At 56.4% G+C, this 26,167-nt stretch carries 28 protein-coding genes and 2 pseudogenes; 10 read left to right on the top strand and 20 right to left on the bottom strand.

Annotation, left to right across the window (positions count from 1 at the left end; genetic code table 11):
* Positions 1-188 precede the first annotated feature (188 nt).
* Complete coding sequence (locus FHL07_RS07450) at positions 189-689, bottom strand: HPP family protein (protein WP_095002864.1); 501 nt, start codon at positions 687-689, stop codon at positions 189-191.
* Between the two features lie 105 nt (positions 690-794).
* Here FHL07_RS07450 and FHL07_RS07455 point away from each other — a divergent pair, with 105 nt between their 5' ends.
* Positions 795-1,379, top strand: a complete 585-nt coding sequence (locus tag FHL07_RS07455) for a TetR/AcrR family transcriptional regulator (protein WP_095018624.1) — start codon at positions 795-797, stop codon at positions 1,377-1,379.
* On the opposite strand, the gene FHL07_RS07460 is transcribed toward FHL07_RS07455, so the two are convergent.
* Entirely contained in the window at positions 1,327-2,229 is a 903-nt protein-coding gene (locus FHL07_RS07460) for a LysR family transcriptional regulator (protein ID WP_095002862.1), read from the bottom strand. The genes FHL07_RS07455 and FHL07_RS07460 overlap by 53 nt on opposite strands.
* Before the next feature lie 160 nt (positions 2,230-2,389).
* Here FHL07_RS07460 and FHL07_RS07465 point away from each other — a divergent pair, with 160 nt between their 5' ends.
* A complete protein-coding gene (locus FHL07_RS07465) occupies positions 2,390-2,770 on the top strand; it encodes a RidA family protein (protein ID WP_095002861.1) in 381 nt (126 codons plus the stop codon).
* A gap of 57 nt (positions 2,771-2,827) precedes the next feature.
* On the opposite strand, the gene FHL07_RS07470 is transcribed toward FHL07_RS07465, so the two are convergent.
* On the bottom strand, positions 2,828-3,199 hold the full coding sequence (locus FHL07_RS07470; RefSeq protein ID WP_095002860.1) for a GFA family protein: 372 nt from the start codon (positions 3,197-3,199) through the stop codon (positions 2,828-2,830).
* Positions 3,200-3,382: 183 nt separating this feature from the next.
* Here FHL07_RS07470 and FHL07_RS07475 point away from each other — a divergent pair, with 183 nt between their 5' ends.
* Positions 3,383-4,246 carry a sensor domain-containing diguanylate cyclase gene (locus FHL07_RS07475; protein ID WP_095018626.1) on the top strand — a complete coding sequence of 288 codons (864 nt, stop codon included), beginning with the start codon at positions 3,383-3,385 and terminating at the stop codon, positions 4,244-4,246.
* A 273-nt stretch (positions 4,247-4,519) separates the two neighbouring features.
* Positions 4,520-5,821 (top strand): MFS transporter, encoded by a 1,302-nt coding sequence (locus FHL07_RS07480; RefSeq protein WP_095026697.1) that lies wholly within the window; start codon positions 4,520-4,522, stop codon positions 5,819-5,821.
* A gap of 90 nt (positions 5,822-5,911) precedes the next feature.
* On the opposite strand, the gene FHL07_RS07485 is transcribed toward FHL07_RS07480, so the two are convergent.
* The 4 genes and pseudogenes from FHL07_RS07485 to FHL07_RS07500 form a co-directional block, all read right to left on the bottom strand.
* A complete protein-coding gene (locus FHL07_RS07485) occupies positions 5,912-6,451 on the bottom strand; it encodes a DUF1523 family protein (protein ID WP_138738297.1) in 540 nt (179 codons plus the stop codon).
* A gap of 254 nt (positions 6,452-6,705) precedes the next feature.
* Positions 6,706-7,815: a DUF1615 domain-containing protein gene (locus tag FHL07_RS07490; RefSeq protein ID WP_095018628.1), complete on the bottom strand. Its 1,110-nt coding sequence runs from the start codon at positions 7,813-7,815 to the stop codon at positions 6,706-6,708.
* Between the two features lie 35 nt (positions 7,816-7,850).
* Positions 7,851-8,009 (bottom strand): annotated as a pseudogene (locus FHL07_RS07495) (FKBP-type peptidyl-prolyl cis-trans isomerase); the annotation flags it as partial.
* Positions 8,010-8,323: 314 nt separating this feature from the next.
* Positions 8,324-8,893 carry a recombinase family protein gene (locus FHL07_RS07500; protein WP_138738298.1) on the bottom strand — a complete coding sequence of 190 codons (570 nt, stop codon included), beginning with the start codon at positions 8,891-8,893 and terminating at the stop codon, positions 8,324-8,326.
* 245 nt (positions 8,894-9,138) lie between these two features.
* On the opposite strand from FHL07_RS07500, the gene FHL07_RS07505 reads away from it, so the two are divergent.
* Positions 9,139-9,822 carry a hypothetical protein gene (locus FHL07_RS07505; RefSeq protein WP_138738299.1) on the top strand — a complete coding sequence of 228 codons (684 nt, stop codon included), beginning with the start codon at positions 9,139-9,141 and terminating at the stop codon, positions 9,820-9,822.
* Positions 9,823-10,182: 360 nt separating this feature from the next.
* On the opposite strand, the gene FHL07_RS07510 is transcribed toward FHL07_RS07505, so the two are convergent.
* The 7 genes and pseudogenes from FHL07_RS07510 to FHL07_RS07530 all read right to left on the bottom strand — a co-directional run.
* Positions 10,183-10,677 carry a hypothetical protein gene (locus FHL07_RS07510; protein WP_138738300.1) on the bottom strand — a complete coding sequence of 165 codons (495 nt, stop codon included), beginning with the start codon at positions 10,675-10,677 and terminating at the stop codon, positions 10,183-10,185.
* Positions 10,678-10,982: 305 nt separating this feature from the next.
* Complete coding sequence (locus tag FHL07_RS07515; RefSeq protein ID WP_138738301.1) at positions 10,983-11,462, bottom strand: hypothetical protein; 480 nt, start codon at positions 11,460-11,462, stop codon at positions 10,983-10,985.
* Positions 11,462-11,635: a hypothetical protein gene (locus FHL07_RS23615; RefSeq protein ID WP_178084375.1), complete on the bottom strand. Its 174-nt coding sequence runs from the start codon at positions 11,633-11,635 to the stop codon at positions 11,462-11,464. The genes FHL07_RS07515 and FHL07_RS23615 overlap by 1 nt, the downstream gene beginning before the upstream one ends.
* Positions 11,636-11,795: 160 nt before the next feature.
* Positions 11,796-11,942 (bottom strand): hypothetical protein, encoded by a 147-nt coding sequence (locus tag FHL07_RS23620; protein ID WP_178084376.1) that lies wholly within the window; start codon positions 11,940-11,942, stop codon positions 11,796-11,798.
* Positions 11,939-12,190, bottom strand: coding sequence for a hypothetical protein (locus tag FHL07_RS07520; RefSeq protein WP_138738302.1), 252 nt, complete (start codon positions 12,188-12,190; stop codon positions 11,939-11,941). The genes FHL07_RS23620 and FHL07_RS07520 overlap by 4 nt, the downstream gene beginning before the upstream one ends.
* 331 nt (positions 12,191-12,521) lie before the next feature.
* Positions 12,522-14,129, bottom strand: a complete 1,608-nt coding sequence (locus FHL07_RS07525; RefSeq protein WP_138738303.1) for a recombinase family protein — start codon at positions 14,127-14,129, stop codon at positions 12,522-12,524.
* Positions 14,130-14,175: 46 nt separating this feature from the next.
* Positions 14,176-14,370: pseudogene (locus FHL07_RS07530) on the bottom strand (FKBP-type peptidyl-prolyl cis-trans isomerase); the annotation flags it as partial.
* A gap of 306 nt (positions 14,371-14,676) precedes the next feature.
* Between FHL07_RS07530 and FHL07_RS07535 the strand changes: the two are divergent.
* From FHL07_RS07535 to FHL07_RS07550, 4 genes are all read left to right on the top strand, one after another.
* Positions 14,677-16,935, top strand: coding sequence for a FepA family TonB-dependent siderophore receptor (locus tag FHL07_RS07535; RefSeq protein ID WP_095020720.1), 2,259 nt, complete (start codon positions 14,677-14,679; stop codon positions 16,933-16,935).
* A 103-nt stretch (positions 16,936-17,038) separates the two neighbouring features.
* Positions 17,039-17,329, top strand: coding sequence for an iron transporter (locus tag FHL07_RS07540; RefSeq protein WP_095002853.1), 291 nt, complete (start codon positions 17,039-17,041; stop codon positions 17,327-17,329).
* On the top strand, positions 17,326-18,864 hold the full coding sequence (locus tag FHL07_RS07545; protein WP_138738304.1) for a PepSY-associated TM helix domain-containing protein: 1,539 nt from the start codon (positions 17,326-17,328) through the stop codon (positions 18,862-18,864). Before FHL07_RS07540 ends, FHL07_RS07545 begins: the two co-directional genes overlap by 4 nt.
* 1 nt (position 18,865) lies before the next feature.
* A complete protein-coding gene (locus tag FHL07_RS07550; RefSeq protein ID WP_095002851.1) occupies positions 18,866-19,201 on the top strand; it encodes a DUF3325 domain-containing protein in 336 nt (111 codons plus the stop codon).
* 104 nt (positions 19,202-19,305) lie between these two features.
* On the opposite strand, the gene FHL07_RS07555 is transcribed toward FHL07_RS07550, so the two are convergent.
* The 5 genes from FHL07_RS07555 to FHL07_RS07575 all read right to left on the bottom strand — a co-directional run bounded on the left by FHL07_RS07555 (position 19,306) and on the right by FHL07_RS07575 (position 23,392).
* Positions 19,306-19,974, bottom strand: a complete 669-nt coding sequence (locus FHL07_RS07555) for an amino acid ABC transporter permease (protein ID WP_095002850.1) — start codon at positions 19,972-19,974, stop codon at positions 19,306-19,308.
* A gap of 3 nt (positions 19,975-19,977) precedes the next feature.
* Positions 19,978-20,706: an amino acid ABC transporter permease gene (locus FHL07_RS07560; protein WP_095020718.1), complete on the bottom strand. Its 729-nt coding sequence runs from the start codon at positions 20,704-20,706 to the stop codon at positions 19,978-19,980.
* A 134-nt stretch (positions 20,707-20,840) separates the two neighbouring features.
* Positions 20,841-21,647, bottom strand: coding sequence for an ABC transporter substrate-binding protein (locus FHL07_RS07565; protein ID WP_095002848.1), 807 nt, complete (start codon positions 21,645-21,647; stop codon positions 20,841-20,843).
* Positions 21,648-21,764: 117 nt separating this feature from the next.
* Positions 21,765-22,634 carry a DMT family transporter gene (locus FHL07_RS07570; protein ID WP_138738305.1) on the bottom strand — a complete coding sequence of 290 codons (870 nt, stop codon included), beginning with the start codon at positions 22,632-22,634 and terminating at the stop codon, positions 21,765-21,767.
* Positions 22,631-23,392 (bottom strand): iron-containing redox enzyme family protein, encoded by a 762-nt coding sequence (locus FHL07_RS07575; RefSeq protein ID WP_238705515.1) that lies wholly within the window; start codon positions 23,390-23,392, stop codon positions 22,631-22,633. The genes FHL07_RS07570 and FHL07_RS07575 overlap by 4 nt, the downstream gene beginning before the upstream one ends.
* Positions 23,393-23,534: 142 nt before the next feature.
* Here FHL07_RS07575 and FHL07_RS07580 point away from each other — a divergent pair, with 142 nt between their 5' ends.
* Positions 23,535-24,413, top strand: a complete 879-nt coding sequence (locus FHL07_RS07580; RefSeq protein WP_138738306.1) for a LysR family transcriptional regulator — start codon at positions 23,535-23,537, stop codon at positions 24,411-24,413.
* A gap of 138 nt (positions 24,414-24,551) precedes the next feature.
* On the opposite strand, the gene FHL07_RS07585 is transcribed toward FHL07_RS07580, so the two are convergent.
* Complete coding sequence (locus tag FHL07_RS07585) at positions 24,552-26,159, bottom strand: ABC transporter ATP-binding protein (protein WP_138738307.1); 1,608 nt, start codon at positions 26,157-26,159, stop codon at positions 24,552-24,554.
* Positions 26,160-26,167: the final 8 nt, after the last annotated feature.

The raw sequence follows: 26,167 nt of genomic DNA on the forward strand, positions 1-26,167 counted from the left end.
ACCAATGACGGCAGATAACTGAACGCGCTGCCGAGAACCGGGCAATAAACGGTGCGAAGTTGTTGATGCTTCGCTGTTCAGTGCGTTGGTTGAAACGTCTATGACGCGCGTTTCAGACTCGGCAGCGGGGCTGAATCGTATCAGCAGCAGGAATGTTTATCATTTACTTTGGTGTTGCAGGCAGCGCACTACCACCAGTACTTGGGGTAACTGCCGCGGTGGCGTGTGTTATTCAGGCACCAGGCAACCACCACGATCACGATGGAGCCCGCCAGCACCGGGGTCAGCAGAAAAGACAGCGGCGCGCCGGTCATCAACACCACAATCGGGTTGGCCCCTGCCGGGGCATGCAGGGTACGGGACTGTTGCATGGCAACCAGAGCCAGCCCGACGGCCAACGCGCAGGCCCACCACGAATTGCCCAGGGTATGCAAAATAATCAGTCCGACCAGGGTGGATATGACATGCCCGCCGATGATGCTGCGTGGTTGAGCCAGCGGCGAGTCGGGGACGCCAAAGGCCAATACGCAACTGGCCCCCATTGAAGCCATAAGCCATGGAGTGCCTGACAGGTTGCTCAGCCAGCCAGTAGCACCAATGGCGATGACTGCACCCATAAACGATGTCAGCGTAAAACGCAGGGAGGGTGCGGCTGGCGCACCGGATGTGAGCAGGCGACGTGCAGACATGGGAGTACTCGCGACGGGGGATGTGACAAAAGGATACCGATCGGTATACCTGCAAGTCAACCGATCGGTATACACTGTGTTGCATTCCACAGGAGGCCAGTACCCATGAGTACGTCTGATGCAATCACCCGCGCCGCCCTGCGCCTGTTCTATCGACAGGGTTTTCACGCCACCGGGGTGGAGCAGTTGAGCCAGGAGGCAGGCGTTACCAAGAAGACGCTATACCGGCATTTTTCCAGCAAGGACCATCTGGTCGAGGCAGCTCTGGAACTCCGCCACAACGAGTTCATGGCGAAAGTGCGAGCGGCAGTGGATGCGGTTGCGGTCTCACAGCGCCCGGCTGGCTACCTTGACTTCATAGCATCCTGGGTTCAGGAAGCGGATTTTTACGGCTGTGCCTTTATCAATGCATCCGCTGAATATGCCAGTCTGTCAGAGCAGCCGCACAGGCTGGCGCACCAGCACAAGCAGGCCCTTCAGGCCTATCTTGAAGAAATATGTGCGCAAGCGGGCTATATGAATCCGCGCGTGGCAGCCATGCAGTTACTGCTGATCGGCGAGGGCCTGATCGTGTCCTGCCAGGTCAATGGTGCGTGCCCTGAGCTGATCATGGCGGGCAAGGAGATGCTGGTTTTGCTCAGTGCTCAACGGGCTGCTGACCCGGCGCAAAGAGCTCATCCAGCAAGCTGAACACGGTGCTTTTCACTGCGCTGTTGAGCTCCGTCCATGCCAGCCCCGTCGTTGCCCGGTAGTCCTGCAGTTCCAGCGGCCTGGAGATGACATTGGCAGGTAATGCGCGGCCGGCATTGGCCGGCAGCAAACCGACCCCCAACCCGGCAGAGACCAGCGCAAGCATGGTGGTGAACTCGCCCAGCTCGGTTGCATTTTGCAGATGCGCGCCCCGGTGGGTGAGCGCCTGCATCACTTCATCGTAAAAACCGGGGGCGTAGCGCCGGGCCAGGATAAACACCGGCAGCTGGCTCAGGTCGGTTGGGTGCAGGCTGGTGCAGGCCACCAGCGGATGGTCGCCGGGCAGGGCGACAATAAAGCTTTCCTGCAGCACTTCGCGGGTCTGGATGCCCGGGATGGTGGCCGGCAGACGCATCAGTCCGAAATCAAGCTGGCCGTTTTTCAGTGCTACGGCCTGATCCGGGCCCGGCATGTCCTTGAGTTCCAGTTCGATGCGCGGGAAGCGGGCATGCAGCGAGCGGATCAGCCTTGGCAGCAATTGGGGCAGTACCGAGGATACAAAACCAAAGCGTACCCGGCCGATTTCGCCGCGCCCGCACGCCCTGGCTACATCCGCGGCATGGGCCGACTGGTAGAGCGTGGCCCTGGCTTCGGGCAGGAAGAGAGTGCCCACTTCGGTCAGTGCCACCGAGTGCCGGTTACGCTCGAACAAACGCACCCCCAGCTCTTCTTCAAGCATTTTGATCTGCATGCTCAGGGCCGGTTGCACGATGGACAGCCGTTGCGCGGCGCGGCCGAAGTGCAGCTCTTCGGCCAGGGTCACAAATGATCGCAGGTGTTTGATTTCCACAGAGCACTCCAGGCTATGCAACGACGTCATGGCGAAGCGCATGGTAATGGATCACGGGCAGTTTTAGCCAAGCACGACAATGTGCTGCTGCGCAAAAAGACGCGCACGGCGCGAGCGGACGTTGGACAATGGGTGTTTTAACTCAAGCGAGTGATCACTTATGTCGCAACACGACCTGACTTTCATCCCCGATCCTGATGCGGACTCCATCTCTTCGGATGTTGCCGGCTTTGCGGGTTTGCTGGTTTCGACGCAGATTCCAACCCGTGCGGATGGCAGCCTGGAACTGGGCGGGATTGTCGAGCAGAGCGAGTGCACATTGCAGGCGCTCAAGCTGGCGCTGGAGAAGGCGGGCAGCTCGATGGAGCGGGTGTTGCACCTGACCATTTACCTGACCGATATGGCTGATCGGGCAGCGTTCAATGAAGTGTACAAGCGATTTTTTGCCAAGCCTTGGCCGGTGCGGGCAGCTGTGGGCGTGGCCGAGCTGGCCGTTGCGGGGATGCGGGTTGAAGTGACGGCCATGGCGGCCAAGGGCTGATAACAAGGCGAAGGGGTTGAAAGCCCCTCGCCCTGACCCTCTCCCAAAGGGCGAGGGTCAAACCCAGTGCACAGGCGAGTCGAGGTAAAGGTGTGTTTGCTTTTGTGCCACAAAGGGGCTGTCGAGCGTGCCCAGTGCTATGGAAATCCAGTCGGCAAATTCACCTTCGCTGCGTGACCAGAACAGGGTCGAACCGCACTGAGAGCAGAACTCGCGCAGCACTGACGGCGAAGAAGAGTAGGCCGTGATCCTGTCCGCCCCTTGGACTATCCGCAATGCGCTGCGCGCAATGCTGGCATAGGAGGCGAATGCTGCGCCATGGCCTTTGCGGCACTGTCCGCAATGGCAATGACTCACTGCTTTTGGCGTTGTGAGCAGTTCATAACGGACCGCTGCACACAGGCAGCTTCCTTGATATCGCCCTGTCATGGGTCGTCCCTGTGTTTGAGCAAATGCTGACTTTAGCACCTCGATGCAATCCGTTGGATGTCACTGTGAGAGAAGTGGGCGTCCGGATTTTGACGCCAAAAATGCCACATAAAATGGTAATTTGGCCATTGCTTTGCTATCAGGCTATGATCAAGGCGATTTTCAAATCGGACACCCTGAGCTATGGCCGTTGACCTGCAGGCGCTCTATCCCAAACTGATCCACCTGATGCTGGACACGGTGTTTGTGGTCGACAGGGACAACCGGATTGCCTTTGTCAGTGATGCCTGCCAGACCCTGCTCGGCTACCGTGCCGACGAGCTTACGGGGACCTTGATCACGGACTATATACACCCTGAAGACCTGGCGATTTCACGGGCCTCCATTGTTCGGGTGATGAATGGCCAGGCTCATGTCGATTTTCGCAACCGTTATGTGCGCAAGGATGGCGCTGTCGTGCATATCCTCTGGGCTGCCTTCTGGTCTGAGGATGTCGGTGCGCGGATCGGGGTTGCGCGGGACGTGACAGCCTTGAGGGCGGCCGAGGACGAATTGCGTTTTCTGGCCCATCACGACCCGCTGACCAAACTGACTAACCGCTCGCTGTTCAATGACCGCCTGGAATCTGCCCTGCGTGCAGCACACCGGCGCCAAGGCACCCTGGCCCTGCTGTTTGTGGATATGAATGACTTCAAGGACATCAATGATGTCTATGGGCATGCCATGGGCGATCGCGTGTTGTGCATGGCTGCGCAACGCCTGCACCGTTGTGTGCGCGAATCGGACACGGTGGCGCGCATGGGCGGTGATGAGTTCACCGTGCTGTTGACCGACATCCAGTCCGCGGATGACGTGGCCTGGAAAATCGAACAGATTACTGCGGCGATGGCCGAGCCGCTCGGGGCTGAATTCGGCGGGATCAAAATGCCGTCTTGCAGTATTGGCATGGCCTTTTACCCCGTGGACGGAGAGGATGCCGATACGTTGCTCAGCCATGCCGATGGCGACATGTACCGGATAAAAAGGCACGGTTCCAGAGCCGGGTAACAAGGGGGAGGGTACCTGCGTCAAAATGGCCTGACAAATCCCGGGCCGCGCTCTTCAACTTGTACCTGTCTGCGGCTACTATGCGCGCCCTGATTCTGCCTGGTCGATGCTTGTCTTGAGCCCTGCCTGTCACTCGCCGGCCACGTCCGTGGCGTCGAGGATGCACAATCACACACCCCGGTTTTTCTGTCTCGCCCCGGCCTTTGCCGGCAGGTGCCGCTGTGCTTTTGCCCGAGCGGGTTATCCATTGATCAATGAGGTCTTGAGTCAATCATGTCTGTCCAATTGCTGGCGATGGCGCTGGCGCCGTTACTTGGGCTGTTTATCATCAGTATCGGCAACGGCATGCTTGCCTCGTTGACCACACTGCGCCTGGACACCATGGGCCAGTCGGCGACCATGGTCGGTATCGTGTCTTCCGCTTATTTTATCGGGCTGACCCTGGGCTCGATCTTCAATGACCGGCTGATCGTACGCATCGGCCATATCCGCGCCTACAGCTGCTTCGCGGCATTGATTGCCACCTCGATCCTGTTCCAGGGCATGTCATCCGAGCCCTGGACATGGTTTGTCCTGCGCCTGGTCAACGGTTGGGCCAGCGTCGGCGTATTCCTGGTGGTGGAAAGCTGGTTGTTGATGGCCGCCGACCCCAAGATTCGCGGGCGCCTGCTGGCTTTGTACATGATTGCCCTCTACGGTGCGGGGTTGCTGGGGCAGGTCAACCTGGGCGCCATTGCCCTGACCGGTGACACGGTGCCCTTTATGATCGCCGCCATATTGGCCTCGCTATCGTTGTTGCCCATTGTCATGTTGCCGCGGGCAACCCCGATTGTTGAGCGCGCAGAACCGCTGATGCCCTTGCAGTTGCTGCGTGCCACGCCCACCGGGGTGATTGGCTGTTTTGGTTCGGGTATTGCCATTGCCGCGGTGTATGCGTTGCTGCCCTTGTACCTGCAACGTATCGGCCTGGACGTGACCGAGGTCGGGCATATGATGGCCTGGGTCATTCTTGGCGCCATGCTGTTGCAGTACCCGGTCGGGCGCTGGTCGGACCATCAGGACCGGCATCTGGTATTGATCGTGCTGGGCGCTGCCTGCGCAGTGCTGTCATTGATCATCCTGATGCTGCCAGCGGGTTCGCCGCTGCTGGTAGTGGCGTTTTTTCTGCTGGGGGGCGGTATCTTCGCGATTTACCCGGTGGCGGTCAGCCATGCGGCGGATCGGGCATCGTCGGGGGCGATTGTGAGCATGATCCAGGGCCTGTTGCTGATCAACTCCCTGGGCTGTGCCATCAGCCCGCTGGTGATTTCGCCGCTGATGACCCGGGTCGGTGAGGCCGGGCTGTTCTGGGCCCTGGCAGCGCTGAACGTGGGCCTGGTGCTGCTGTTTGCCTGGCGTCGTGCCAAGGGCTCGGAGCCAGTGACCGCTGCACCCTTTACCGCGGCGGCACAAATGTCGGCCGTCGGGGTCGAGATGCGCGTCACCGAAGACCTGGCCCAGGCGGTGCTGGAGCATGAGCGCGAGGCCGATGGTGAGGTGTCAGACGAGCTGGCTGTTGCTACCGGCAAACCTTGAGGTCAAGGACTGCCGGTGTGGCCGCAGGGAAGGGTGTCGCGGGTGACCGATTGACGGCCCCTGGAATGCGCTCCCGCAGGGGCGCAGCGATCAATTGAGCGGCATTTGCGGGCGACGTTTGACGCGACGCTTGATAAAGATGGCAATCACGATCAAGAGCAGTGCCAGCACGCTGAAGAACACCGTGTTGAACCAGGGGAAAGGCTCATCCCGGCTGTTGGTGGCTTCGATCGCGGTGATATTGGGAAATACCGAGAAGATCTTGATACGCCAGCCGTAGTAGCGGATCAGCGCCAGCTGGTTGGCATCGCGGGAGTAACCCTGGGCCTTGGCCTGGATATCGGCAGAGTCGAACTTGAAATACCAGGGGAAGGACCAGCCGGTGTCTTCGTTGCGATAAACCATGACCTCCTTGGTCACCGGGTCTTCAGTGTTGATGAAATACACATCCCGGGTCGGGCCGTCAGCCGGGTTTTCTGCGCTGATCACACCGTTGTGATCCATGCGCTTGACCTCAACCCCCGTGACCATCACCACATCGTGCTGGGGCAGAAAGTAAAACAGCCCCAGCCCCACGGCGCCGACTGCCAGCAGGATGACCCCCAGAATGATGCCTTTGAGCCATTTCATGCAAAAACCACGCACATATCAATTATTCCTGATGACTGTTGATTGAACTTGCGGCGCAGCTTATCGCAGCCTGCCCAAGGGACTACAAGGCCTGCATGCGCTGGCTACATAATTTGTAGCATTTTAGCTGTGCGTTTGCTCGCAGGCCTGCGCACCTCTCTTTGTGGCAGCGAGCCTGCTCGCGATACTGACGACACGGTCTGTGAGGTAGATCGTGTCGATACCCTCGCGAGCAGGCTCGCTCCCACAGAAAATCAACGGCTGGCCGCTGCCCGGCTGATGCAACGCTGACGGCGTTCATCAACCCGCTGGGCAAACCAGGCGGTGGTCAGGTTGCGGGTGATTTTCGGGCTTTGCAGGGTGATGCCCGGTAATACCGCACGGGGCAGCGGCTTGCCTTGCTGGCGGTCGGCGAGGGCGAACACGTCCTGGTACAGGTCGGTTTCGTTGAAGTCCAGGCTGTCGCCTTTTTCAAGCTGACGGCGGATAGCGTTATTGCTCAGGCCCAGTTGCTTGCCCAGGGCGCGTACAGCCCGCTCGGTGGAGCCAACCGCGTAAGAGCCCGGAATAGTCAGGTCGCCATCCAGTGCCAGCGGTATGCCAGATGCACGGCTGACGGCATTCTGAAAAGCGGCATTGCGGCTGGCGTACCAGCCCGCGTTGAAGTCGGCAAAACGGTACAGCGACTGGTTGTAGTCCACCGGGTAACCGAGCAGATGGGCGATGCCGAAATACATGCCACCGCGGCGGGTGAAGACTTCCTGGCGGATCGAGTGGGCCACCGGGTAGGGATAGTCCCGTGCACGCTTTTCGGCAAAAGCGATGCTGACCTGCATTGGCCCGCCGGTATGCACCGGGTTCAAGCCGCCAAACAAGCTTTTGCCCAGTGGCACCATGCCGATGAAATCATCAAAAATGGCGCTCAACTGGCCCTCGGTGCGGGCCGCATCCAGGCGTTGGTTATAGGTTTTGCCGTCGGGCGAAGTGATGCTCAAGGCACTGCGCACTACAAATTCGGGGATATGCAGCTTGCCGGCGCGGCGGTTGATTTCGCTGCGGGCGATCTTGCCCAGGCCCGGTACCGGCGGGTCGGCCTGAAAGGTCGATTCCTGCTCGGTCACAGCCAGCACGGAACAGAGGTTTTCATCGGTGGCCGCCAGGCCTTGGGCAGTGAATGCGACCTGGATATCCGTTGCCCAGCCGGTGCGGTCTGCAACCTTGGCCGGGAGCAGTTGCACAATGCGGGCGCGGGTCTGGTCGGGAGTCCGGCTTGGCAGTGTTTGTGTGCTCTGACTGCTGCAACCTGCCAGTACCATTAGCGGAATAATCGGTAAACAACACCTGAAAAATCGATTCACCAGCATTTAACTCCCTATTAGTGCGCAACCTGCAGTCGCGCTCAATCGTCGCGTGTAAGCACTTCCAGCAGTTCGATCTCAAACCGCAGGTTGGAGTTCGGTGTGATATGCGCGCCCATGCTTCTTTCACCATAGGCCAGGTGCGCGGGTACCTGCAGTGCGCGCTTGCCGCCGACCTGCATGCCCATCAGGCCGATGTCGCAACTATTTCTCTTGTGGCAACACGACTCAATTTCCCCCGGAATTTCAGTTTGGCATTTCCGATCAATCTTGCGGATTGGCAGGTGGGAAATCCTCAGTGGGGATAGGAGCAAGGCTTAACCCCTCGGACATCCTGAGCAGACCGTGCGCTCTGACAAATGCCAAATCCCTCTTTGTTACCGGGCTGCATCATCAGGGATCGATCAATAGCCTTTGTTTCAACGGCTACAGCGCTGTTAAAGCGGCGTTCACCACACAACCCTTACAACCCCATTGCTTCGGTGCTGGCGCGTCTGATTGGCCCAACAGTGGGTTATGTTCTATTCCAGTGGCGCTTAACTGTGGCAATGCCGATTCTAAGCTCTGATGCCACTTCTGACTGTGACATGCCTTCGGCTTTGAGGTTCTGTACGGCGGCTGTGGTGTCGTTAGCTTTGGGGCGACCTAACGTCTTACCTTCGGCCTTGGCACGCTTCAAACCTGACTGTGTGCGCTCGATCAGCAGGTCACGTTCAAACTCAGCCACTGCACCCAGCACCTGCATGGTCATCTTGCCCGCTGGGCTGGTTAGGTCTACACCGCCGAGTGCGAGGCAGTGAACACGGATACCAGTGGCTTCAAGGCTTTCAACTGTCTGGCGCACGTCCATAGCGTTGCGACCTAAGCGGTCAAGCTTGGTGACGATCAGCACGTCTCCACCTTCCATGCGCTCAAGCAGCTTTTGGAAGCCAGCACGCTCCTTAGCGGCAACACTGCCTGACACGGTTTCCTCAATCACTCGACCGGGCTGTACGTCGAAACCTGCGGCTTTCACTTCCTGCACTTGGTTTTCGGTGAACTGTGTTGCGGTACTGACTCGGCAGTACAGGAAGGTGCGTGACATGGATATCTCCTTGAAAATCGGTATCGCTTAAGGTGGTATCACGATAATGGTATCGCAAAGTATGGTCAACCCTTATTTTGCGATACCAGAATGCACCCTGTTTCACTGGTGTCGTTAAACGGTCGTTTGTTGATACTGGGCACTCCCTCGGCTTGAGAGTGCCTGTCGTGACATTCATAGTGATGTACTGCACTATGAGGTCGTGACTCTGATGACTGGGATAACGACAATTGCACAAGATTCTAATGCTGCCTCTAACCCTAATTGTCGTTGGGTGTGTCGCTCAAGAAAAGATAGCTGCCAAGCCTTACGACAATCCTACAAAGGGTTATGTCGTTTACACACCTGAAGCTGGATATCAGCGATGGGATGGCATATTTCTGGAAGGCTTTCACTCAACTGGCCTACAGTACCTAGACAACTGCGTTGCTTCTGGATCATTAACGCCCGCTAAACGCCTGCAAGGTTATTTGCGGTATGACGAAAAGGATGGCGTAGTTTACTTGGCCTATAACGGTGGCCCTTCTATGGCTCGTTGTGACATCAACTACGACATCATAAGAGCAGAAGTTGAACAGCACATTGGACGGCAGAAGTCGGTAGCCGAAGCAAGGGCCATAGAAAGCAACAGAAAGAGAGAGCAGGCAGAGCAGCGAAGAGCTGACAATCCGAAGGCTGCAGCAACCGAGGATTCAATAGAGCTTTTTGTAAAGTATTGCGAGTTATTGAAGGACGCCACAGGTAATGCTTCGCACATCGATGATCTTAGAGCAATGAAACATGATTATATTGGTCCAGTAATGAATGCTATTACCTATCGATATTCCCTGAATTTGTTTCGGAATACTGGCGGGAATGTCTACTGCCAAGCAGTAGTGCCGCAATTCAAAGAGCAACTGTATTCGTTAGGGATTGATCCCACACAATGAGCGGTGGTTCAATCGGCTTTGTACTGAAAGCTTGTGTTGATCTATCAGGAGTTCAGGTAGGGCTGGTTGCCAAGGCTGTGAGTGGCGTATAGCCAAGGAGACTGTCAGTGGATTGACGGCAAAAGCATCAAGAGCTTTCTCGCTTATCGCTCACTGGCTTAAGAGCAACGGCAAAAGCTGCCGGACACTGTGCGCTTGATCAGGATGATCTGTGGTGGGAACAAGAGCGAAGCGATTGTTCTTTTCGTTCTTGTTGAAAGATTGATCTTATTATTCACCCATTTTGGGTGTCACTCTGTGACCCATCGTGGGTGTCAAGGGAGCAAAAACCGTATTGCACAACCTATGGTGTAGTGCAGGTCAAAAGTTGTCTGGTGCATCTGTGATCGGCGTTTTGTGTTTGTACTGAAGGCTTGGCTCAATCAGTGGCTTGTTAAGCACACTCCAGCGCCTTACCTTGCTCATTTCAAAGAATTCAGCCAGATTGTGGGCGGCTTCACGTTTGATTGTGGCAGCAGCGCCATCACGGCGACTATCAGGCAAGCCACGACCAAGAGTGTTCATTGGTTGCTTGAAAGTCTTGCAGGCCAGCTCAGTCAGTCCATGAACTTTACCAGTTGTGTAAATAACCAAGATGGCTTGTAGCTCTTCTTTATCCAGCAACTGGATGCGGCAAAGGAAGGGTTGATCTGGTGCATGTTTCCTCAGAGCCTCCTTGAATCGCACCTGATCGGTTAGGAGGCTCACGCTGTCTTCAGGGCTGGCGTAGAAGATACTGTGTTGGTAGCGCCACTGTGTGCTTAGGTGGAGTTTTAGGTACTGCCGCACCGTTCTGTCTGATGGAGATTCGCTCAATTTTCAGTCCTTGTTCATGTATACCTATAACTGCATCTCACTCATGATTTTTGCGTAACCCCAAAGAATCGAGCAAACGCCCGCCAGTAAAGGCTGGGGGTGGTAAATTCCAAGAGGTTTTCGGGATGAGAATTTGAGGTGATTTTCCGTAGTATGACGGTAATCAATGTTTTTGGAAAGATCGGAGGGCGTGCGTAACCATCAGCATGACGACAACCAATGAACATCGAGGTTTGAGGCGCTTCTACGTGAAGTCTACGGTGTTGGCAGGGTGGTTGGCGGCGTGATTTCACACCTGATTACGGTCAGGCTTCAGGGAAGACCAGCGGTGAATAAGTCTGATCAGCCTGACGCTTCAAGTCAGCATAAACCTTATCTTTCGCAGTCTGAGCTTTGGCAGCTTGTTTGGACTCTTCAGCCTGCACCAGTTGCTCGTACAATCGTTGTTTGTAGTCTTCGTGAGATGCCTCCAGTTCTGCCCTGTAAGCATCGCGAACATCATTATTGATGATGGCAATATCAACTTCCTGCAATGCAGGGGGTTTCACTAAGTGTGCTGAATAATTCAAAATTTCCATCGTGATTGGAAATTTTGAGAGAGTGTACCCTGTTGCCATTTTGTCAGAAACTGCTTGCAGGAATTGCTGGGGAATTGCTCCTCTAATAATCTCGCAACATTGGCTTGTTTGTTGGTATGCAGCTTTATGTTGTTGCTGGCGACGATTTAGCTCGCGTGCATCAAACTTTGCCGGGATGCCTTGGATAGTTTTCTTGGTGTTGGTCATTAAATGTTCTCCTTCTTTTGTTTGAGTTTGATTAGTGCATTGGTAATGATGTAGGTGCGATATTGTTCTAGCGTGATTTGAGGCTTGTTTGGTTTGGCAGTGGTTGTAGTGATCTTGTTTGGGTGTTGTTTGTTGCGTTCACGGGCGTAGTTTATTCGCTCTTGGAAGGTCATTTATTTAACTCCATGTGTGAGAATGGTTGAATGGTTTGCGAAAAAACCGCATGTAGGTTCCTGCGAGAATATTTAAGGGTTCTTGCGGCTTAGCTAATAGTGTGGGTGAATCTTGATATGTCAGCGCCCTGGCAGCCTTGTATGAGGTCGTGAGTCGATATCACTTTGTCTTTGGCTTGGGCTTCGATAGATCGAGTTCAAAGACATTGATCATCTGCGCCACCACAAAGTTGGCATTCTGCTTGCCAAGCAAGTACATGATGTTATTTAGTTGCGCAGAAGCTTTATCAGAAATTTTGATGTTCATGCTGTTGCTCCTTGATTGGTGTTAGTGATCTTGCTCAGCAAGAAGGCGTTTATCAAAAGCCCGCTAACATTAGCCTCGGCCTTCCACTGAATGAACTGGGCGTTCGTCACGGCTAGTTTGATTGAAACACTGCGCTCTTGATTGACGCGCCATTGAGCAACCCTGTGAACAGCATTGCAGTACTTGGCATCTGCTCGTTTGTTGATAAGACTTTTGCCGCAATGCAGGCACAGTTTGTTGTTGGCCATGTATGATCCTCCTTTGAGAAATTATAGGTATGGGGTTGGTGTACGGATGTTCTTGCAGGCAAACAAAAACACCACAGCATTGCGCATGTGGTGTCTTATGTATTGATAGATTGGGAAGGAAGGCCGTAGCTGACAAAGAGGGTAGTGCCAACTACAACAATGACCACATGTTTGGGGTCATAACTCTTCAAACCGCTCATGCACCAACTAGAAGGGAAATGCGGAGGGTCTGAAGTGTTTCTTCCTTATACGTGTATTCTACTACGATTCATTGATTTTGTCAATTGATATTTGCATATTGATAGAAATTAACCATCATGCGTATGCAATGTTAATCAAAAAACTCGGCTTCGACTTCCCTGCCTATTGACATCAGCTTGTGGTCGCGCCGGAGTACATATCTGAGCTGCTCCATTCTGTCATCTGTTGACTTGCCCCAAGTTGGTATATTGATTTCAGGGGAGATTATCGGCTCCATTGCAAGGTGTTGCACCTTGTACCCGAATGTGCGATTACCCTTCCGCGCTACCCCGGTATATAGCCAAGGTTCTAAATAACCAGCCACAACAATCAAGCCATCAGTGTATGTAGTTATGGTGTATCCAACTCCTTTCAACATTGAGTTAAGTCTGATAGGGTCATTTGCAAGTAAGTCATCTTCTGCAAGTGCGCTAGTAAAGTTGAGCGGGTTTTTCTCGCTGTCATCTACTGTGCGATCCAAGATTAATAGCTCGTTTTGGAAGCTGTCACGCTGAGAGTTTAGTTCTCTAATAGAACTAATCAGCTCTGGCATGTCAGGTAGGTTGATAAGCGCGCTTACTGCTCGATCAATCCTAACTTGTAGTTCTTCTAACTCTGCCGTCACTGTTAGTTTTCTCTTGTCAGTGGCGGTTAGCTCGACTTTCTCCAAAGCCATTTTGAAGTGCGAACTGGATGTAAGTGTGTATACATACCATATGACACTGTGCGGGAATGATTTGTTATTGGTGCATCCGTTAGCGCCGAGGCGGTGATTGGTCAAACACCGCATGCTATGAGGTTTGCCGTCTTTGTTGTGGAAGACAAGGTTGCCATCACACATTCCACACTTTGCTAATCCAACTAGAAAGTTCTTTGGTGTTCTGGATGGTGCTGCTGTAGCTAATTCCTTCCGTCTGTTCTGTGCCTGTAAGAACACCTCTCGCGATACTACTGCAGGGTAAACGTTAGGTATGTCATCCCAATAACCGATGGTAGTGGTGTTCTGCAACCAACTATCGACCGTAGGGCCAGAACAAGTTTTAAACTCAGGGATGCCTGATGCTCTGAGTCTGTTGGCAATTGTGTTCTTTCCTACCCCATTGATATACAACTCAAAGACTTCTTTGATGTGGGGGGCAAGATGGTCTTTAAGCTCGCCATCGGAAGTTAACCAGATTGGAACACCCCTTTTGACTTTTTCACCTCTGCGGGCTTTTTCCTTTCTGATCTGGTAGCTCTCTTTAGTTCGCTCGCTGAGTATTTTGGAATACCCATGTGCAGCTTGAATCTTTGCTACCAGCAGGAAAATCTGTGGCCCGTTTAGACTATCCTCATCAAACTTGTTGTTGTCATCCAGCGTTATTATTGCAATACCGGCTTGTAACACTGGTCTGATGATTTCAATCATCTGAAGAGCCGGGAGGCGTCCCGTGCGATCCATCGCCTCAACTAGTACAACATCACCAGCCTTGATGTGACCTGCCTCAACAGCCAGCAGCAACTTTGCCCAGCCACCTCCGTCCTTAATGTGGTCTCCGTGAAACCCTGAGACGCCGAGGTCTTCAAAGTTCATTGCGGATGCGGTGTAGGAGGGGTTGTTGATCAACCAGCGTTGTGCAGCCTCCATTTGACGCTGGTGACTGTTACCGTCCGATTGCTTGGAGCTGGAAAACCGAATGTAGCTGATGGCGCTTGGCATTGATCACACGCGGGAAATGGCTAGTTGCGTGGGAGTGTAACAAACAAAGATCTTGGTCCCAGCCCTTGATCACTCGCCCGGTGCCGATCACGCACTGGAACGGCTTGCCGCGCTGATGTGAAGAGTCGAATACCGTGCCGTCTTCGAGCCAGCCGGTGTAGTGCGTGGTAATCAGGGCACCTTTGACCACCGCTTTACCGTCTCCGGGTAACAGGTCAGTGATGTGCAGTTCGTCAGTCATGGCGATAAGGCTCAAAAAAGTAGGATGAAGGATTGTACAGGGCAGGGGGATTTGTTGATCCAAAGGCATTGTTACATTTTGTATTAATTATTTTATGTAGGAAAAGGCTCTAAAACAAAGGGATTGCGGAACTTCCAAATGAGTATTGATGTCATTTGCGCTTTACTCTCAAATGAGAGTCCCTATCATCGCAGCCCTGGCAGTGCCGGGGAAAGCTAAACACGTAGGTCCTTTCGAGGTCGTGCGTCAGCAATTACCAGCCTTTGGCCTGCTGAGCACACTCCATTGTTAAGGGATCAACTGGACATGTCGTCTCGATTCAACCGCAGTCATCTTTCACTGGCTCTCATGGCCGCTCTGGCTTCGCCCACCCTGCTTGCCGACGCACTTGAGCGTGAGCGTGACGAAGTACCGGTAGAGGCCACCGATTTGCCGGTGGATGGCACCCGCCAGGCGTTGCAACTCGAAGAAACCCGTGTATTGGGCACTGCTGCCCAGGAGCTGAAGCAGGCACCCGGCGTGTCGATCATCACCGCCGAAGACATCAAGAAACGCCCGCCGGCCAATGACCTGTCCGACATCATTCGTCGCGAACCCGGGGTCAACCTCACCGGTAACAGTTCCAGCGGCGCCCGCGGCAATAACCGGCAGATCGACCTGCGTGGCATGGGCCCGGAAAACACCCTGATCCTCATCGACGGCAAGCCGTCTTCTTCGCGCAACGCTCAGCGCTATGGCTGGAGCGGCGACCGTGATACCCGTGGCGAAACCAACTGGGTACCGGCCGAAGAAGTCGAGCGCATCGAGATCCTGCGCGGCCCGGCAGCGGCGCGCTACGGTTCAGGGGCAATGGGCGGGGTGGTCAATATCATCACCAAGCGTCCATCGGACAAGCTAAAAGGCTCGTTGACCGCCTATTACCTGGCGCCGGAAGACGACGCCGAAGGTGTCAGCAAACGCACCAACTTCAACCTCAGCGGGCCGATCACGGATGATCTGGTGTTTCGTGTGTATGGCGGCCTGAACAAGACCGATGCTGACGATCCGGGCATCAATACCGCTGCCCAGGCCTCCCCCGACAGCGTCGTGGCGGGGCGCGAAGGCGTGCGCAACAAAGACATCAACGGCCTGCTCAGCTGGCAATTCACCCCTGAGCAGAGCCTGGACCTGGAAGCCAGCTACAGCCGCCAGGGCAATATTTTTGCCGGCGACACCATGCTCAACAGCGGGGGTGACTTCGTCAACAGCCTGACCGGCAAAGAGACCAGCGTGCTGCAGCGGAGCACCTTTTCGGCTACCCACAATGGTTCGTTTGACTGGGGCTCGACTTCGGCCTCGCTGACCCACGACCTGACCCGCAACGCGCGTCTCAACGAAGGCCTGGCCGGTTATGGTGAAGGTGCACCTTCTGCCAGCGCCGGCAGTTTTGAATCGCGTCTGCGCAATACCCGCGCTACAGGTGAGGTCAATCTGCCGCTGAACATGGGCACCGCCCAGGTACTGACTCTGGGTGGTGAATACCTCTACGAGTCGCTCAATGACCCGGGCTCGTTGCGTCCGCAAAGCTGGGATCCGGGGGCTGACGGCACACCCGGCCTGCCGGGTACGGACCGTACGCAAACCAAAACCACGGCCAACAGCTATGCGTTCTACGTCGAAGACAATATCGAAGTCGGCGCCAAAACCATCGTTACCCCCGGCGTGCGCTTCGATCACCACAGCGAATTTGGCGGCAACTGGAGCCCGAGCCTCAACGCCTCGCATCAGCTCACCGATGAGTTGAGCATCAAGGGCGGTATTGCCCGGGCCTACAAGACCCCGAACCTGTACCAGTCCAACCCCAACTACCTGCTGTACAGCCGCGGTGGTGGCTGCAGCTCGGTTGAAGTGAATATCGGTGGCTGCTACCTGGTGGGTAACCCGGATCTCAAACCGGAAATCAGCGTCAACAAAGAGATCGGTCTGGCGTTCGACAAGGGCACCTGGCGCACCAGCGCCACCTATTTCCGCAACGACTACCAGAACAAGATCAATGCCAGCAACGAATCGGCATTCCGCCTGCCCAACGGCCGTCGCGTGCTGCAATGGGAAAACAGCGGCAAGGCCATCGTCCAGGGGGTGGAAGGCAACCTGTTTGTCAGCTTGCGTGAGGATCTGGACTGGAACACCAACCTGACCTACATGATCGAAAGCAAGGACAAGGAAACCGGCGACCCGCTGAGCATCATTCCCAAGTACACCGTCAACACCATGCTCGACTGGTACGCCACCGAAAAACTGTCGTTCCAGGTCAGCGGGACTTACTACGGCAAGCAGGAAGCGCCCAAGCGCAACAACCGCGCCAATGAAGCACTGGACAAGTCGGTGCAGCAGCCCGTCGATCCTTATGGTCTGGTGGGCTTGAGCAGCGGCTATGAGTTCAACAAAAACTTCAGTGTGCGGGTGGGCATCAACAACCTGTTCGACAAGCAACTGTACCGCAAGGGCAACTCGGACGAGGCGGGCGCGCAAACCTACAACGAGGCAGGCCGTGCGTACTTTGCGTCTGTGACCAGTTCGTTCTGACAACACCGCGGCCCATGCAGGCGCGACATCCGTGAAAACGGGTGTCGCGCCGTTGTCGCATCTGGCGCAGGAAAAAACCGGAGCTCGATAGAGGATTGAACACATGAAACTTGCAACGTCGGCCTGGGCGCCGATCGTGTCTCGCACACTGGCAGCACTGGTCGGTGGTTATGTCTTTACCTATGCCTTTACTGCGGCATTGGCGCGGCTGCTGCCGCTGGACAATGTAGACGCGATGATCGTCGCCAGCCTGCTGTCGTTTGTGATCTACACCTTCGCCATTTTGTGGGCATTTGCTGCCCGCCACCAGTGGTCGGCCTGGATGGGCGCGGTGCTCGCCGTGCCTCTGGCCGCCATCGGTTTTTGGCCGCAACTGCTGGAGCGACTGGGATGAAACAGACCCTGACCCAATCCATGGCCTGGCTGCACACCTGGGGTGGCCTGATCGTCGGCTGGTTGTTGTTCGTGATCTTTTTGACCGGCAGCCTGGCCGTGTTCGATCAGGAGATCGACAACTGGATGACCCCCGAGCTGCCGGCCCACCACCTGACCGATGAGCAGGCCGCGCAACGCGCACTGAGCTACTTGCAGACGCACAAGGCTGACGCAAAACAGTGGGGTATCAGCCTGCCCTATGAGCGCTCGCCGCAATTGCAGGCCTCCACCGGCGGGCGCCGTGATGGCGTGTCGGTGACCCTGGACCCGGATACCGGCGAGGTGATGCCGGTTCGCGAAACGGTAGGAGGGCGGTTTTTCTTTCTGTTCCACTTCACCCTGCACATGCCGCGCATGATCGGCATTTACCTGGTGGGTGCGCTGGCCATGGGCATGCTCGCGGCTTTGGTCAGCGGCATCGTGATCCACAAGAAGTTCTTCAAGGAATTCTTCACCTTTCGTCCCGCCAAAGGCCAGCGCTCGTGGCTTGACGCGCACAACGCCAGTGCCGTGCTGTTGCTGCCTTTTCACTTGATGATCACCTACACCGGGCTGGCGATTTTTCTGGTGATCTATATGCCGGCGGGCATGGATGCATTGTTCGATGGTGACCGCGAGGCCTTTTTCAAGGCACAGGACAAGGCGCCGGCCAGCGTTGCCGTGCAGCGCCCGGCAACCGCAGAGCCTGCACCGCTGGTGGCCCTGGGGCCGTTGCTGAGCCAGGCCCGGGCTGTCATGGGGCCGTTGGGCGGGATCAGCATCAGCAACCCCGGCATGAGCAATGCCGAAATCCAGATTCGTCCGATCCTGGGCAATCGCATTGCCCTGACCAAGGGCCAGGGCATGCGCTTTGACGGCGTCACCGGCGAGCAGTTGTCCGGCCCCACTGAAATGCGCCCAACGGTGCTGACCCATCGGGTGATTTCCGGGCTGCACTTTGCCCAGTTCGGCGGTTACCCGATGCGCTGGCTGTACTTTATTTGCGGGCTGATCAGCAGCGCCATGATCGCCAGCGGGCTGGTGCTGTTCACGGTCAAGCGGCGGCGCAAATACGCCAGTGAAAGTCGCGTCGCCCAGGTGCTCTACCGTCTGGTCGAAGCGATTAACGTCACCGTTATGGCGGGCTTGAGCCTGGCCTGCATCAGCCTGTTGTGGGGCAACCGGCTGTTGCCGTCGGGGATGACCGAACGGGCGGATGCTGAATTGAATGTGTTCTTCGGCATGTGGGCGTTGAGCTTTGCCCATGCCTTGCTGCGCCCGCGCATGCAGGCCTGGCGCGAGCAACTCGGGTTGGCGGGAGGGTTGTGCCTGGCCTTGCCGTTGTTGAGTGTCTTCACCGTCAACCGGCCTTGGGCACTGCACAGCAGCATGGGCGTCGAGCTGACTGCTATGGCCCTGGGCGCTTTGTTGCTGTGGGCCTGCTGGAAAGTTTCGCAACCGGCGGTTGAGCGGGTGCCACGTAAAAAAACCGCCGTCATGGCCGAGGTAAATTGAGATGCTGGCTGATTATTTTGCTGCACTGGCGTTCGCTTACATCGGCATGCTTACCTTGTGCCAGGGGTTGGAGCGTCATTACAAACAGGTGTGGGGAAAGCCGCCTGCGGCCCGCTTGCGCCGTGTGCTACGGGTTGCCGGTTGGCTAAGCCTGGGGCTGAGTTTCTGGTTTTGCGGGTTGGCCTGGGGCTGGGCGATGGGACCGGTGGGCTGGTTTGGCATGATCTCGTTAAGCGGTTTTAGCCTGCTGATGCTGTTGCCGTATCGGCCGCGACTGGCCGTGTGGCTGCCAATGGGCTTTGTGCCGGTTTGGGCGGTGATCGCAACCTTGCACTGATCGTTGTGGGAGCGGGCCTGCCCGCGATTTGGACAACGCGGTCTGCCAGGCAAACCGCAGTGATGCCATCGCGAGCAAGCCCGCTCCCACAGGTGAGAAGGTGGTTAGCGCTTGACCCACCGATTGGCCATCCAGTCCAGGCCACTGCACAACACAAAGTACACCAGCGCCACAAACAGGAAGATTTCCGTCGGGTGCACCATCACCCGGTTGCTGATCTGGGTGGCAACAAACGACAGCTCGCCGACCCCGATCACGTACGCCAGCGAGGTGTCCTTGATCAGTGAAATCCATTGGTTGAGGAAGGAGGGCAGCATCATCGGCAGGGCCTGCGGCAGAATGATCAGACGCAACACTTGCCAGCTACCCAGGCCGAGAGCCTTGCCCGCCGCCCATTGCCCGGCCGGCAGGCTGCTGATCCCGGCATACACCGAGTGGGCCAGGTACGCACCGCCGATCAACGACAGCGCGCACACCACGGTGGCCAGCGCGGGTACATCGACCTTGAACAGGATGGGCAGCAGGAAGTAACTCCAGAAAATCAGCATCACCACCGGAATTGCCCGCAAAAAGCCCAGCACACCCAACAACAGCCAGCGCACCTTGCCGCGAATCATCACCAGGGCAATGCCCAGCACCAGCCCCAGCAGTGCCGAGATGATCCCCGACAACAGGCTGAGCAGCAGCGTCAGTGCTGCACCGCCCAAAGGTCCGTTGGGCCAGGCGCCGAGCATGAAATACGAAAAGTTGTCGCTGATAACCGAAAAATCCATGACTTACACCCCTCCCTGGCGATACCACTTGCTGCGTGCAATCAATTGGCCAAGTACTTCGAGCAAGGCAATGCTGGCCACATACAGCAGAGTGGCAAAACCGAAGGCCTGAAAGGTCTTGAAGGTTTCGGTCTCGACCTGACGCGAGGCGTAGGACAGCTCGGCCAAGCCAATGGCCATGGTCAGAGACGAGTTTTTCAGGGCGTTCATGTACTGGCCCAGCAACGGTCCCAACGCCGTGCGCAGCGCCTGCGGGAACACGATATAGCGCCACACCTGTGCCGGCCTCAAGCCCAGCGCCAGACCTGCCGCCCGTTGTTCCACCCGCACCGAACTGACACCGGCGCGAAACTCCTCGCAAATGAAAGCGGCGGTGTAGAGCATCAGCCCCCAGAACCCGGCGAGAAACTCAAACGACGGCCAATCCACTTCAAACAGCCCCAGTGACAGGCTGCGCGGCTGGTTGAGCCACATCACCAGCCCTTCGGGCAGCATGGCCGTGACCCCGAAGTACCAGAAAAACAGCTGCACCAGCAGTGGCGTGTTGCGAAACAGGGCCAGGTAGGCCCGTGCCGGCCACGACCACACACGCAAAGGCGAGATGCGTGCCAGGCACAGCAAAAACCCCAGCCCGGTAGCCACCAGGCAGGTCAGCAGGGAAAGGATCAGGGTGAGGACAAAACCATCGAGCAACCAGTGCAGGTATTGCGGGGCAAGCAGTTCACCGAACATAGAAACAGCGTCCATCCAGAAACGAGCAAACCCGTCCGGTTGACCGTGACGGGCTGAAGGAGACAGGAACTGTGGGAGCGAGCCTGCTCGCGAAAAGTCTTCGCGAGCAGGCTCGCTCCCACAGAGGCAGTGGCTTAGCTCTTGTCGCCAATCTTGTACAGGCGGGTCAGCGGGGTCTTGGTGGTCGGGCCGAACCAGGCGTCATAAATGCCCTGGGCCTTGCCCTGGGCTTCGAGGTCGGTGAGGGTCTGGTTAACCACCTCGGTCAGGCGCGCTTCGCCTTTAGGAATACCGACACCGATCAGGTCATTGGAAATGGTGAACGGCGGCACTTCGTACTTGTCCTTGTCCGGCACATTGGCCAGCAGGCCGATCAGCTTCGGGCCGTCCTGGGTGATGGCCTGGACGTTGCCGTTGCGCAGGGCAGTGAAGGCGAACGGGGTGTCATCGTAGGCCACCACTTTGGCACCGGGGAATTTCTCGCGCAGCACGCCTTCATTGACCGTGCCCTTGTCCACCCCTACGCGCCATTTGTTCAGCTCCTCGGGGGATGTGAGGGTGCCTTTCTTGACGATAAATTGCTGGCCCGAAGCAAAGTACGGAATGCTGAAATTCACCTGCTCGGCGCGCTCGGGGGTGATGGTGAAGTTGGCCAGTACCAGGTCCACCTTGTTGGCCACCAGTAGCGGTACGCGGTTGGCCGGGTTGGTTGGCTGCAACTGCAACTTCACGCCCAGCTTGTCGGCGATGGCCTTGGCGTAGTCGACGTCGAGGCCTTCGATCTGCTTGCTGTTGGCATCGACAAAACCAAATGGCGGGTTGCTGTCGAAGGACGCCACGCGCAGCACACCGGATTTTTTGATGTCATCCAGACGATCGGCATGGGCCAGGCCAGACAGGACAGCCAGGGTCAGGGCGGTGAGGGCAGTGAATTTTTTCATTTCGTTCTCATCATGAGTTGGAAGAGTTATGACGAGAGTCTTGCAGGAAAATTAGCTTTTAAAAAAGAATATAAAATGATTTATATATTCATTTTAGGAATAATAAAGAGCATGTCTTTACCGCACGCGACTCATCGCCATCACACTGGCTAATATGATGGCTGCGCCGGCCATCACCCCCATCGACACGGTGCTGCCCAACACGACGGCCGCCATCACCATTGCCACCGGCGGGATCAAATACATAACTCCTACTACGCGACTGACCTCGGCGCGGGCCAACACAAAGGCCCAGAACAGATAGGCCAGGGCGCTGGGGAAAATCCCCAGCAGTAACACCGCCCCGTTCACCCGGGCCGGCGCATTCAAGACTGCATCCACGAGCCCCGGCACGTATACACCCAGCAGCAAGGTCCCGCTCCAGATCGTGTAGCACACCAGAGTCAAAGGGCTGTAGCGGTTGGAGTAATGTTTTTGCAAGGCGAAATAGACGCTCCAGGAAAACGCCGCGAGCAAAACCAGCAAGCCCTGGGGCCTGAACCCTGCGAGGCCTTTATCGCTGATCACCACCACCAGCGCGCCCAGAAACCCCACAGCCACCCATAACCAGCGCCAGCCGCTGACAGTTTCTTTCAAAAACACCCGTGCGATCAGGGTGCTGAACAGTGGTGCGGATTGTGCCAACACGCTGGACGCGCCGGGGCTGATCCAGCGCTGGCCGAAATTGAGCGCCACGTGATGCAGCACAATGGCGAAAAAGCCCAGCACGATCAGCCAGGGCACATCCCTGAGCCGGGGCAGGCCAATGCGCAACACCAGCGCAACAGCCGCCATAAAGACCGAGGCAATCAAAAACCGCAGCAACGCCAGATGCCCCGGAGAATAATCCTGCAGGCCGATGTTTATCCCGATCGGTGAATAGGCCCAGCACAGTACGACAGCGGCCAGGGCTGCGATTATTTGCTTCCTTGTGTGCGAACACTTCAAATGTTTATTTCCAACGTCTTAGCGTCTTCAATAGCTCGTGCTATTCCGTTCCAGTAGTTTTCTGTGATGTCGAGAAAGCGTTTGAAGCCAATGGTTAGTTCGGCCAAATCAGCTTCGTTGCTGCACTCAAGCGCTGCTGCTATTAGTGACTGAACTTTATGCTCTTTTTCAGCTTCTCCAATATGGATGTAAAAATATTCACACCACTCGTGGAATTCATCATTGTTGGAATACAAGTTTTGATAATTTCGTGCGCCCTCGTATAAACGTGTCAGCATTGAATACGCAAGCCACTCTTGGGCAAGCAGTGCTCCTAGAGCATGACTTGACGGTCGTCCTTGCTCAGCGGGTGCATACAGTGCTTCCTGCTCTGCAATAAAGAGATGTGTTGAGGGTAAGACCTCTCCCGCCTCTAACTCGTCCAAGGTGTATTTTCTTCCGGCTAGACGACTTAACAGGTCAAGTAAGTACTTTTCTAAAAGCACACTGTGTGCTTTTTTTGCATCGCCGTTGCCTAACTCAGAGTATAGGTTTTTGACGATTTCTGCTCTTGCTGAAATGTGCTTTGCATGTAAAAAAGAAAGCGCGACCATCAAGGCTGTACGACATGTCCTGGCCCAATAATTTTGCGCAAATATTTCTACCTCCCGGAGCTTCATTGGAGAGCCTAACCAGCGTTGATAGAATGCGTTGTTCAGCGCGCCATGGTCAAAGACGGAATGTGCCAATGCTTCAATAACTGCCTCTTTAGTGTCCACGCTGTCCACTCCATTATGGTTTTTATTTTTTGGGGGGCACTGTCTTGATTCAACAAAGCTATTTACAGACCTCAAATTTTGTCAGTTTATTAATTCATGACAAGTGATATATAAAGATTTCTGTAATCATCAGGAGTGAACCATGGAGCTTAGCCAGTTGCGTATGGTCAAGTCGGTGGCAGAGTGCGGCAGCATCGCGCTGGCGGCTCAGCAACTGCATTGCGTGCCGTCGAATATCACCACCCGGATCAAACAGCTGGAGAGTGAGCTGGGCACCGCGTTGTTTACCCGTGCGGGCCGGGGGTTGTGCATCAGCCCGGCGGGCCAGGTGTTTGTCGGCTATTGCGAGCAGATCCTGGCGCTGGTCGACCAGGCCCGGCGTGCCGTGCAGCCCCATGCCGTGCCTGCGGGCAAGCTGCGTATCGGCGCGATTGAGTCCTGTGCCACAGGGCGGTTGCCGCCGATGCTGGCCGAGTTCCATCAGCGCTATCCGCATGTGACCCTGGAACTGGTCACTGGGCAATGGCGGCAACTGATTGATGATGTGCAGCACCACCGGCTCGACGGCGCCGTGATTGCAGGGGGCATCGATCAGCCAAAACTTACAAAAACCCCGCTTTATCACGAGCCCCTGATAGTGATTGCCAGCCCGGCACTCGCACCGCTTACGGGTCTTGGGGATATGCATCAACACACGGTGTTCGCCTGGCCACCCGGTTGCCCGTACCGCGCCGTATTGGCGCGAGGGTTGGCGGTGCAGGGGCTTGAAGTCAACTGGATCGATTACGCCAGTTGGGGCAGTATTATTGGTTGCGTCAGGGCGGGTGCGGGTCTGGCGTTGGTGCCTGAAGGGCTACTTGAGCATTTTGGCGTTTGCGTTCAGTTGGCACGCTACCGATTTGCCGAACTGGAGCCGGTCCCTAACCAGTTTTACTGGCACAGTGAAACCGGCCATCACAGTGCCCGGGAGGCGTTTGCCGAGTTGTTGGCCGAGCTTGTAGACCCTGCCGACACCTTGTAGCCGCTGACGAGCGGAGCGAGGCTGCGATCGGCTGCGCAGCAGTCGCAAAATCTGATACCGCGGAGTGCCAGTTGAGTCCGCTGCCCAGGTTTTACGGCCGCTGCGCAGCCGATCGCAGCCTGCGTTCCTCGTCAGCGGCTACACCGCATCGGCAAGCGCAGTTTTCCGCATCTTCAAGCTGCTGGCCTGCAGCAGTTCCCGGGTATAGGGGTGTTGCGGGTTGTCGAAGATGGACTGCGCATCCCCTTGTTCCACCACCTTGCCGTCCTTGATCACGATCATGTCGTGGGCCAGGGCATGCACCACCGCAAGGTCGTGGCTGATAAACAGGTAGGTCAGGCCATGCCGGGCCTGCAGGTCGCGCAGCAGGTCGACCACCTGTTTTTGCACCGTGCGGTCCAGGGCCGAGGTGGGTTCGTCGAGCAGTATCAGCTCCGGTTCCATGACCAGCGCCCTGGCAATGGAGATGCGCTGGCGCTGCCCGCCCGAGAACTCATGGGGGTAGCGATGACGGCTTTGCGGGTCCAGGCCCACTTCCTGCAAGACCCGGATCACCGCCGCCTCGCGTTCTTGCTCAGTGCCAATGTCATGGGCCAGCAAGCCTTCGCTGATGATCTGCTGCACCGACATGCGCGGGCTCAGGCTGCCAAACGGGTCCTGGAACACCACCTGCATTTGCCGGCGCAACGGGCGCAACAGGTTCTGGCTGAGGATGTTCAGTTGTTTATTACCGAAGCGGATTTCGCCCTCTGAGTCCACCAGCCGCAAAATAGCCTGGCCAAGGGTCGATTTGCCCGAGCCGGACTCGCCGACGATGCCCAGGGTGCGGCCTTTTTTCAGTTCAAAACTGACCCCATCCACCGCCTTGATAAAGTGTCGCTCGCGACTGAACAGCGGTTTGGGCAGGGGGAACCAGACTTTCAGGTTGTCCACTTGCAGCAGGTTGTGACGGTGCTCTCCCGGTACCGGTCGGCCACTGGGCTCGGCCTCGATCAGCATGCGGCTGTAGGGGTGCTTCGGCTCGTTGAACAGGGCCTCGCAACTGGCCTGCTCGACAATCTCGCCACCGCGCATCACGCACACGCGCTGGGCAATCTTGCGCACCAGATTGAGGTCGTGGCTGATCAGCAACAACGACATGCCCAGGCGCTGTTGCAGGTCGATCAGCAGTTCGAGGATTTTTTGCTGCACCGTCACATCCAGCGCCGTGGTCGGCTCATCGGCGATCAGCAGTTCCGGCTCATTGGCCAGGGCCATGGCGATCATCACCCGCTGGCGCTGCCCGCCAGACAGTTGGTGCGGATAGGCATTGAGGCGCTTGGCCGGTTCGCGGATGCCCACCAGTTCCAGCAGCTCCAGGGTGCGTTGCCGCGCAGCGCGGGTTTTCAGGCCCTTGTGGGTGATAAGGATTTCACTGATCTGTTTTTGCACGGTGTGCAGCGGATTGAGCGAGGTCATCGGCTCCTGGAAAATCATCGCAATGCGGTTGCCGCGCAAGCTGCGCAACTGGGCTTCGCTGGCATGCACCAGATCGACGCCGTCGTAGCGGATACTGCCTTGGGTCTCGACAGCCTTGCCGGGCAGCAGGCGCAGGATCGAATGCGCGGTCACCGATTTGCCCGAGCCCGACTCGCCCACCAGCGCCATACACTCGCCACGGCGGATATCGAGGTTGATGCCGTGAACTACTTCTGCCCCGGCAAAGCTCACGCGCAAGTCGCGGATTTCTATCAGTGTGTTGGTCATGTCAATTC

Source organism: Pseudomonas sp. FSL W7-0098 (assembly GCF_005930585.1).
Taxonomy (GTDB): Bacteria; Pseudomonadota; Gammaproteobacteria; order Pseudomonadales; family Pseudomonadaceae; genus Aquipseudomonas; species Aquipseudomonas bubulae.

Coding starts and splice junctions, on each gene's coding strand:
- FHL07_RS07450 (WP_095002864.1), bottom strand. CDS start 689: ATGTCTGCACGTCGCCTGCTCACATCCGGTGCGCCAGCCGCACCCTCC.
- FHL07_RS07455 (WP_095018624.1), top strand. CDS start 795: ATGAGTACGTCTGATGCAATCACCCGCGCCGCCCTGCGCCTGTTCTAT.
- FHL07_RS07465 (WP_095002861.1), top strand. CDS start 2,390: ATGTCGCAACACGACCTGACTTTCATCCCCGATCCTGATGCGGACTCC.
- FHL07_RS07470 (WP_095002860.1), bottom strand. CDS start 3,199: ATGACAGGGCGATATCAAGGAAGCTGCCTGTGTGCAGCGGTCCGTTAT.
- FHL07_RS07475 (WP_095018626.1), top strand. CDS start 3,383: ATGGCCGTTGACCTGCAGGCGCTCTATCCCAAACTGATCCACCTGATG.
- FHL07_RS07480 (WP_095026697.1), top strand. CDS start 4,520: ATGTCTGTCCAATTGCTGGCGATGGCGCTGGCGCCGTTACTTGGGCTG.
- FHL07_RS07485 (WP_138738297.1), bottom strand. CDS start 6,451: ATGAAATGGCTCAAAGGCATCATTCTGGGGGTCATCCTGCTGGCAGTC.
- FHL07_RS07490 (WP_095018628.1), bottom strand. CDS start 7,815: ATGCTGGTGAATCGATTTTTCAGGTGTTGTTTACCGATTATTCCGCTA.
- FHL07_RS07500 (WP_138738298.1), bottom strand. CDS start 8,893: ATGTCACGCACCTTCCTGTACTGCCGAGTCAGTACCGCAACACAGTTC.
- FHL07_RS07505 (WP_138738299.1), top strand. CDS start 9,139: ATGCTGCCTCTAACCCTAATTGTCGTTGGGTGTGTCGCTCAAGAAAAG.
- FHL07_RS07515 (WP_138738301.1), bottom strand. CDS start 11,462: ATGACCAACACCAAGAAAACTATCCAAGGCATCCCGGCAAAGTTTGAT.
- FHL07_RS23615 (WP_178084375.1), bottom strand. CDS start 11,635: ATGACCTTCCAAGAGCGAATAAACTACGCCCGTGAACGCAACAAACAA.
- FHL07_RS23620 (WP_178084376.1), bottom strand. CDS start 11,942: ATGAACATCAAAATTTCTGATAAAGCTTCTGCGCAACTAAATAACATC.
- FHL07_RS07520 (WP_138738302.1), bottom strand. CDS start 12,190: ATGGCCAACAACAAACTGTGCCTGCATTGCGGCAAAAGTCTTATCAAC.
- FHL07_RS07525 (WP_138738303.1), bottom strand. CDS start 14,129: ATGCCAAGCGCCATCAGCTACATTCGGTTTTCCAGCTCCAAGCAATCG.
- FHL07_RS07535 (WP_095020720.1), top strand. CDS start 14,677: ATGTCGTCTCGATTCAACCGCAGTCATCTTTCACTGGCTCTCATGGCC.
- FHL07_RS07540 (WP_095002853.1), top strand. CDS start 17,039: ATGAAACTTGCAACGTCGGCCTGGGCGCCGATCGTGTCTCGCACACTG.
- FHL07_RS07545 (WP_138738304.1), top strand. CDS start 17,326: ATGAAACAGACCCTGACCCAATCCATGGCCTGGCTGCACACCTGGGGT.
- FHL07_RS07550 (WP_095002851.1), top strand. CDS start 18,866: ATGCTGGCTGATTATTTTGCTGCACTGGCGTTCGCTTACATCGGCATG.
- FHL07_RS07555 (WP_095002850.1), bottom strand. CDS start 19,974: ATGGATTTTTCGGTTATCAGCGACAACTTTTCGTATTTCATGCTCGGC.
- FHL07_RS07560 (WP_095020718.1), bottom strand. CDS start 20,706: ATGTTCGGTGAACTGCTTGCCCCGCAATACCTGCACTGGTTGCTCGAT.
- FHL07_RS07565 (WP_095002848.1), bottom strand. CDS start 21,647: ATGAAAAAATTCACTGCCCTCACCGCCCTGACCCTGGCTGTCCTGTCT.
- FHL07_RS07580 (WP_138738306.1), top strand. CDS start 23,535: ATGGAGCTTAGCCAGTTGCGTATGGTCAAGTCGGTGGCAGAGTGCGGC.
- FHL07_RS07585 (WP_138738307.1), bottom strand. CDS start 26,159: ATGACCAACACACTGATAGAAATCCGCGACTTGCGCGTGAGCTTTGCC.